Origin of the sequence: Synechococcus sp. W55.2, from assembly GCF_047461635.1 — a bacterium.
Taxonomy (GTDB): Bacteria; Cyanobacteriota; Cyanobacteriia; order Thermostichales; family Thermostichaceae; genus Thermostichus.
The window spans coordinates 23,065-30,000 of the sequence record NZ_JANSHM010000033.1 but is presented as its reverse complement, the minus strand read 5'-3'; the positions used below and the strand labels follow the sequence as shown (position 1 = coordinate 30,000).

The window sequence follows — 6,936 nt, the reverse complement described above, 5'->3', positions numbered from 1 at the left end:
AAGACGACACGGAAACTGCGCTTTGGGTATTCTACTCAAAGCTTTGCGGGATACCGCCATTCTGTTTGGAAACAAACGGAATGCTATCGCTGCATAGTTGAACAGTGATGTTCAGCAGTGTTCAGCGTAAATGTATCAGCCTCGTATCCTCTCCACCAAAATATCCAAAATCTTCGTGATGGGGCCAAGTCAACCTGCTTTTCTCGACAACAGTGCTAGGATTTGTCGATCGAAACAGTGGCACCATGTCCCCAGAGATCCCGACCGGGCCAGACAAAGACGGCCTCTGTCCAAGCGCAGCCTCGTTTGCCATACTGAAGAAAGATTGTAAATATTTGTTAACGCCATGACTGTCTCTGCTTTGGATCCCGCCAACCCCGCCCGTTTACAGGAGATCGCTCAACGCTTGCGCAGCCCGCGTTCTGCAGACCGGATGGTGGCCTTGGCCCAGTTGCGGGATGTGCCGGCAGAGCAGGCGGTGCCGCTGATTTTGCAGGTCATCGACGATGAGAACCTGCAGGTGCGCTCTTTTGCCGTCTTTGCCCTGGGGATCAAGCAAACGGACGCCTGTCTGCCCAAATTGCTGGAAATCCTCACCCAAGACCCGGATTATGGCATTCGCGCCGACGCGGCAGGTGCCCTGGGCTACTTGGAAGATCCGCGGGCTTTTGAAGCTTTAGTGCGTGCTTTCTACGAGGATGTAGAATGGCTGGTGCGCTTCAGTGCCGCGGTGGCCTTGGGGAACTTGAAGGATCCGCGGGCTTACGACGTGCTGCTGCGGGCGTTGGAGGGGCCAGAAGAGCTGCTACAACAGGCGGCCATCGCAGCTTTGGGAGAACTGGGGGATCCGCGGGCCCTGGATCACATCCTGCGGTTTGCCCAATCGGAAGACTGGCTGGTGCGGCAGCGGCTGGCCCAAGCGCTGGGCAATTTGCCTTCCCCCAAGAGCGTTTCTGCTCTCAACTACCTGGCCAGGGATCCCCACGATAGCGTTGCGGCGGCGGCTCTGGATTCGCTGCGGCGCTTGCGGCAAAGGGGCATCTCAGAAACCACCCCTGAGAAGGGATCCGGGCCAGCCAATTCTGAGGAAGGCTAAAGTAAAGATCCCGGCTCAGCTTGTTCCGGGTTCCCCAATCCCCAGAGAGAGGCCTCCTCTGTTTCCGGCTGAGCCTTTCTTTTCCTAGGATCCCTTGTCTCAATGGTTATCAGCCCCCACTCATCGGTTTCACCTGTTGCATCCCCGTCGCGGCCCCGCATTGTGGCGGCCCTTTCTGGGGGTGTGGATAGCTCTACGGTGGCGGCCCTTTTGCAGGAACAGGGCTACGCCGTGGAGGGGGTCACCCTCTGGCTCATGAGGGGGAAGGGGCAGTGCTGTACCGAAGGGTTGGTGGATGCGGCAGCTGTTTGTGAGCAGCTGGGGATCCCGCACCATGTGGTGGATAGCCGCGAGCTGTTCCAGGCCAACATTGTCGATTACCTGGTAGCCGGCTACGCGGAGGGCATTACTCCCCTGCCCTGCTCCCAATGCAACAAGCTGGTGAAATTCGGCCCGTTGCTGGCCTATGCCCGCGAAAAGCTGGGCATCTCGCAGATGGCCACCGGCCACTACGCACGGGTGCGCTTTAACGCCGAGCTAGGACGTTACCAACTCCTGCGGGCGGTAGATCGGCAGAAGGATCAGTCCTATTTTCTCTACGACCTCAGCCAAGAGCACCTAGCCCATAGCCTCTTCCCCTTGGGCGAGTACACCAAGGCCCAAACCCGTCAGTTGGCTGCCCGCTACGGGCTGGTTACAGCCGACAAGCCCGAAAGCCAGGATCTCTGCTTGATTGAAACCTATGGCTCGATGCGGAGCTTTTTGGATCAGTACCTTGGGCAAAGGCCAGGGGAAATCGTCGATACCCAGGGGCGAGTGCTGGGATCCCATGAGGGCATCCACCACTACACGGTGGGCCAGCGCAAGGGGTTGGGGATTGCCTCTTCCCGTCCGCTTTACGTGGTGCGCATCGATGCGGCCATGAACCGCGTTGTCGTGGGGGAACGGGAGGAGGCTACCCAGGCTGAAGCGTGGGTAAGCCAAGTCAACTGGGTCTCTATCCCGGCGCCGACGGCATCCTTGGCTGTTGAGGTTCAGGTGCGCTACCGTACCCCCCCAGTGCCCGCCATGGTGATCCCGGAACCGCCAGAGCGGGTAAAGCTGCAGTTTGCCGAGCCGCAGTTTGGGGTCACTCCTGGCCAAGCCGCTGTCTGGTACCACGGGGATCTCCTGCTGGGGGGAGGGATCCTGGAGCGCCCTTCTCCCTAGGCCAACTGCAACTTCCCTCTCTCCAGGGGGGAAGGGTTGGGGGTGAGGGCAAGCCAAACTACGCTGCTTGCGCTTGCAGCTGCTGCAGGGATCGGAACAGGAGCACTGTATAGATATCGAGGATAGGCGCAACTGCCGTGGCGGCAGCATTCCCAACCACAGCCGCACCTAGGGTAGCTCCCAGGATCCCCCCAACAAAAAACGAAATCATCAGGATCGCGATGCCGAAGATCAAGGCCACAGCCAGAAATGCCCAAAACACCCCCCACCAACGGCCCCTGACGAGGTTCCAACTGTAGCCCAACCCTTCCGTGGCACCTTTGTCTTCCAGGGCAATCGCGTAGAGGGTAAAAGCTAGCCTCACCCCCCAGTAGATTCCGGGAAGCACAAACAACAGCATCCCCAGCGAGACAATCAACACCAGCAGAATGCTGCCGAATACCAGAGGCACTGCCCTAGAGACAGCCCGATCCAGGCTGTTGCCCAGCGGGGGAGTTCGCTGCTTCAAGTGCTGATCCACCAACCAGAAGGCTGCCCCGGCCAGGATGGGCGCACCAATCAGGCCATAGGCCAAGTTGAGGATCCCCCCAGCAAGCGGGATCAGCTCCGCGACGATGGGAATGATAAAGCCAGGAGAAGCCAGGATCAGCAGCGGCCCATAGATAGGGCCTACCAGTTCCAGCGAGCGCTGCAAAAGGGAGAAGGGGTTGAGGGTAACATTCTGCATAACAGAGGGATCCTCGTGGGCAACCAAGTCCACCCCCTTCATACCACGGGATCCCAGCTTTGTTGCTGGGAATAGGCTTAAGAAAGTCTGTATTGCTTTGTACAGATTTACGCCGATTTTTGGAGAATCCACGCCGCTGCCTGTTCGCCGCTGCGCAGGGATCCCTCGAGGCTGCTCTGGTGGGTGTATTCCCCGGCCCAAAGGAGGCCCGGCAGGCCGCTAAAGGTGGGAACCAGATGCTGCTGAAAGCCGGGGGGTTGTACAAACTGGGCAAAAGGGATCCGGTACACCCGCAGCAGGCGCAGTTGCTCCAAGGGGGCTTTATCGCTACGCGACGCTGCCGCGACGGGGAAGTAAGTTTGCAGCTCGGCCCGGCAGGCTTGGGCCAGTTCCTCGTCCCTCAAGGGGGGATCCCCTAGCACCACCACCGAATACAGGTGTTGGCCAGGAGGAGCCAGCGCCGGGCTGATGCGGGTAAGTTGGACCCAATGGTTGATCCAGCCCTGGCCGGTGGCGTTGAGGTACAAGTAGGCGCCGCGGCTGAGGGAAAAGGGGGCGCAGAAGTAGAGACAGGCCACCGCTCGCCCCTGGGTGGGAATGGGGGTGGGGGCTTGAGGGCACAGCTCCGCCTGCCAGGCCCGTGCCTGAGGGGCATCAGTAGCACAAACTACCCACTCGGCAGGGATCTCTTCACCCTTGGCGGTGCGGATCCCGCGCACTTTCCCGTCTTCTGCCAGGATGCGCTCCACCGGGGTTTGGTAGCGAATCTGTTCGGGGGACAGGTGACCGGCCAGTTGTCGGGCCAGTTCTCCCATGCCCAAGGCCGGGGTGACAATGGATCCCTCGGCCATCATCTTGAAATAAAAGGCAAAGAGGCGGGCGCTACTGCCCAGATCCGGATCTAGAAGGATCCCGCGGAAAAAGGGGTAGAAAAAGTGCTGGCAGATCTGTTGGGAAAAGCCGTACTGCTCCAGAAACTCCCGCAGCGAGCAATCGGATCCCCCTAGCCCTTCTTGAAAAACCTGCTCCGGGCTGCGGCGCGCCAGCTCGGATCGCAATTGCAGCACCTTGAGCTTGTCCCCAAAGCTGGCCAAGGGGTTGAGCAAAGAGGGGAGAAGGCTGGACAGATCCCGTAGGGGATCCCCCAACAGCCAGCAGCGACCGGGTTGAGCCAAAATAGCGCCGGGCCGGTAGGGACGGGGATCGAGCTTGCCCAGATCCAAATGCTGTCGCACTTTGGGATAGGCGGTGAACAGCACCTGAAAACCGCGATCCAGGCGAAAGCCATCCACCTTGTCGGTACGCACCCGCCCCCCAGGGCCGTCGCTTTTTTCCAGAACCAGGACATCCCTCCACCCCGCCTGGCTCAGCACTTTGGCGCAAGCCAAGCCGGCCAGCCCCGCTCCAATGATGACAACTTTGCCCATGCTCTGCCGGGATCCCTTCTTCGTCGAGTATTTTATCTGCTTGGATCCCACTAGGGCTGAGCTGGGTCGGCTGGCCCCCAAATGCGAATTGAGCCATCGGCGCCACCACTGAGAAGGGTCTGCCCATATCGCTGCGCGACGCTTCCGCGACCGGGGCCAAACAGCAAGACGCTCACCATCCAAGTCTGGCCGCCCAGGGTGCGCAACTGTTCTCCGCTGCGCAGATCCCAGAGCTTGATCTGGTGAGCGCGGTAATCGGTGCCGCTGGCGAGCAAGCGTCCATCAGGGCTGAGGGCAAGGGCGGCCAAGCCGGACAAAGTCTGGGGCAAGGTGCGCTCCAAGGATCCCGTGCCCAAGTTCCAGACCAAGATGCCACCGGTACTGCCAGCGAGCAAATAGCGGCCATCTGGACTCAGAAGCACCTGCTCGATGGGGTAGTCGGCCTTTAGGGTTTCCAGCAAGGCCCCGCTGCCAGGATCCCAAAGGTGAACGGTGGGATCTCCATTGGCGGCCACCAAGATCCAAGGGGGGATCCCTTCAGATTGGTGGGAAGTATTCATACGGGTAGGTCTTGGGCCAAAGGCCACTGCTGTAATGCCAGCCCTCTGAGGGGTCTCCTGGGCGGCAGCAGTGGGAGGCGCCAGGGTGCGGATCAACTGGCCGTTGTCGGCCTGCCAAAGGCGGATGGTGCGGTCGGCGCTGCCACTGGCGATCCAGCGACCCTCTGGGCTGATGGCGACGCTGTTGATCAGCTCCATGTGTCCCTGCAACTGCAACCGTGGCACCCCATCCCCCGGCGGGAGAGCCGGAAAATCCCAGACGCGCACTGTTTTGTCGGCCCCCCCACTGACCAGAAAAGTGCCATCCGGGCTGATGGCCAACGCTTCGATGGATCCCTCGTGGCCTGCCCAGCTCTGGAGCAGTTGGCCAGCCTGGGGATCCCAAAGCCGGATCACGCCGTCGTCTCCCCCGGCAGCAAGGAGATTTCCATCCGGGCTGATGGCCAGAGCAGTGACGGCGACAGGGCCTTCCAGCGTAGCCTTGAGCTGCAAAGACTTGGCCCAGTCTGCCGGGTCGTTATCGCTACGCGACGCTTCCGCGACCGTGACGGCGGTGGGGACGGAGGCATGAGAACCGTTCTCGCGAGTAGGACGGAGTGCCAGGCCGTTGCGCTTTGCCGGGCCAGAGGATCCCGTTCTCGTGAGGGGGACAGAATCCTTGGGCTCCCCCCGCAGGCCAAGGTTCGCCCTCATCTGCCATACCCCTGCCACCGTCAACGCCAGCAAAGCCGCCAAGCTGCCTCCTGCCCAAACCGGTGGGATCTGGGGACGCGCCCGCAGCGATACCGGAGAACGCGGTGGGGTGGTTGGCTCCTGTAAGGGCTCGGCGGCGACAGGGCTGGGCTGGGACAGGAGTTCGGCGGCAGGGGGGCTCTCGGCGGGGGGCAAAGCCTGCAAAGCGGCCAGAGCTGCTGTTGCTGAAGGAAAGCACTGTTGTGGGTTGCAGCTCACCAAACGATCCAGAAAAGCAGCAAAAGGAGCGCTAGTAGAGGCCAGATCGTGCCAGCGCAACTCCCCCGTCAACGGGTCGCGAAACAGCTTCTGGGGCGGGATCCCGCAGAGGGCCTGCAGGGCAATCAGCCCAAGAGCATAGAGGTCGCTGCAATGCCTGGGGCCATAGGGGTTCCCGAAGCCAGAGCCGGAAAAAGCCAGACCCTGTTCCTCACCCCCCCACTTCAACAACACCCATCGGCCATCCGCCTGACGGTAGATCAAGCGAGAGGGCTGCAGGTTGCAGCAGCTCACCCCTTCCCCATTCAGGAAGGCCAAGGTTTGCAGCACATCCTGCAACAAGGCTCGTACCTCAGCCTCTGTCCAGTCGTGCCCCCAATGGCAGTGCATTTGGCGGGACGGAGTCGTTAGCTGGCCCCTCTCGGTTGCGTTACCTAGCAATAGAGCTTGTTCCAGGGTGGGCCCTTCAACCCATTCTTCCACCCAATAAAACTCCCCCTCTTGCTCAAAGCAGGCCAACAGGCGGGGGATACCCTCGTGGGATCCCAGGTGCTCCCGCAGCGCCACTTCTTGCTGAAAGAGATGCCGTAGCGAGGCGGAGTCCTCACTGTGTTCCCGGTGCGGAGCATTTTGGCCGGCCTGCCAGCGCCTGAGCACCACCCGAAGCCGCTCAGGATGATGGCTATCCTGTGCCAAGTAGGTTTGTCCGCTGGATCCCAGTGCTTCCAAGATCTGATAGCGGCCACCCAGGGTCTGCCCTACCACGGGGAGAGTGCGAACCTTTTCCTTCCGACCCATCATGCCATAGCGACGTGAGACTCAGGCTAACCGTTCACCCTTGCGTTCACAGTGCGGAGCGCCTGGGTGGGATAGAGTCCTCGCCGCATCAGTCCTCCACCGCCATGGCTGAGGTGAGCAGAGCAAAAAGCGAAAGGGGATCCCGACAGCCGCTTTCGGTCAACTTTC

General features: G+C 60.9%; 5 protein-coding genes. 2 read left to right on the top strand and 3 right to left on the bottom strand.

Annotated features, from left to right (window positions below):
• Positions 1-346: 346 nt before the first annotated feature.
• A complete protein-coding gene (locus NW828_RS08180; protein WP_049749566.1) occupies positions 347-1,096 on the top strand; it encodes a HEAT repeat domain-containing protein in 750 nt (249 codons plus the stop codon).
• A gap of 102 nt (positions 1,097-1,198) precedes the next feature.
• Positions 1,199-2,305, top strand: a complete 1,107-nt coding sequence (gene mnmA, locus NW828_RS08175) for a tRNA 2-thiouridine(34) synthase MnmA (protein ID WP_414383117.1) — start codon at positions 1,199-1,201, stop codon at positions 2,303-2,305.
• Positions 2,306-2,363: 58 nt separating this feature from the next.
• On the opposite strand, the gene NW828_RS08170 is transcribed toward mnmA, so the two are convergent.
• The 3 genes from NW828_RS08170 to NW828_RS08160 form a co-directional block, all read right to left on the bottom strand.
• A complete protein-coding gene (locus tag NW828_RS08170; protein WP_414383115.1) occupies positions 2,364-3,074 on the bottom strand; it encodes a glycerophosphoryl diester phosphodiesterase membrane domain-containing protein in 711 nt (236 codons plus the stop codon).
• Positions 3,075-3,139: 65 nt separating this feature from the next.
• Positions 3,140-4,459, bottom strand: a complete 1,320-nt coding sequence (locus NW828_RS08165) for an NAD(P)/FAD-dependent oxidoreductase (protein WP_414383114.1) — start codon at positions 4,457-4,459, stop codon at positions 3,140-3,142.
• A 50-nt stretch (positions 4,460-4,509) separates the two neighbouring features.
• Positions 4,510-6,735 carry a hypothetical protein gene (locus tag NW828_RS08160; protein WP_414383113.1) on the bottom strand — a complete coding sequence of 742 codons (2,226 nt, stop codon included), beginning with the start codon at positions 6,733-6,735 and terminating at the stop codon, positions 4,510-4,512.
• Positions 6,736-6,936: the final 201 nt, after the last annotated feature.

Coding starts and splice junctions, on each gene's coding strand:
- NW828_RS08170 (WP_414383115.1), bottom strand. CDS start 3,074: ATGAAGGGGGTGGACTTGGTTGCCCACGAGGATCCCTCTGTTATGCAG.
- mnmA (WP_414383117.1), top strand. CDS start 1,199: ATGGTTATCAGCCCCCACTCATCGGTTTCACCTGTTGCATCCCCGTCG.
- NW828_RS08165 (WP_414383114.1), bottom strand. CDS start 4,459: ATGGGCAAAGTTGTCATCATTGGAGCGGGGCTGGCCGGCTTGGCTTGC.
- NW828_RS08180 (WP_049749566.1), top strand. CDS start 347: ATGACTGTCTCTGCTTTGGATCCCGCCAACCCCGCCCGTTTACAGGAG.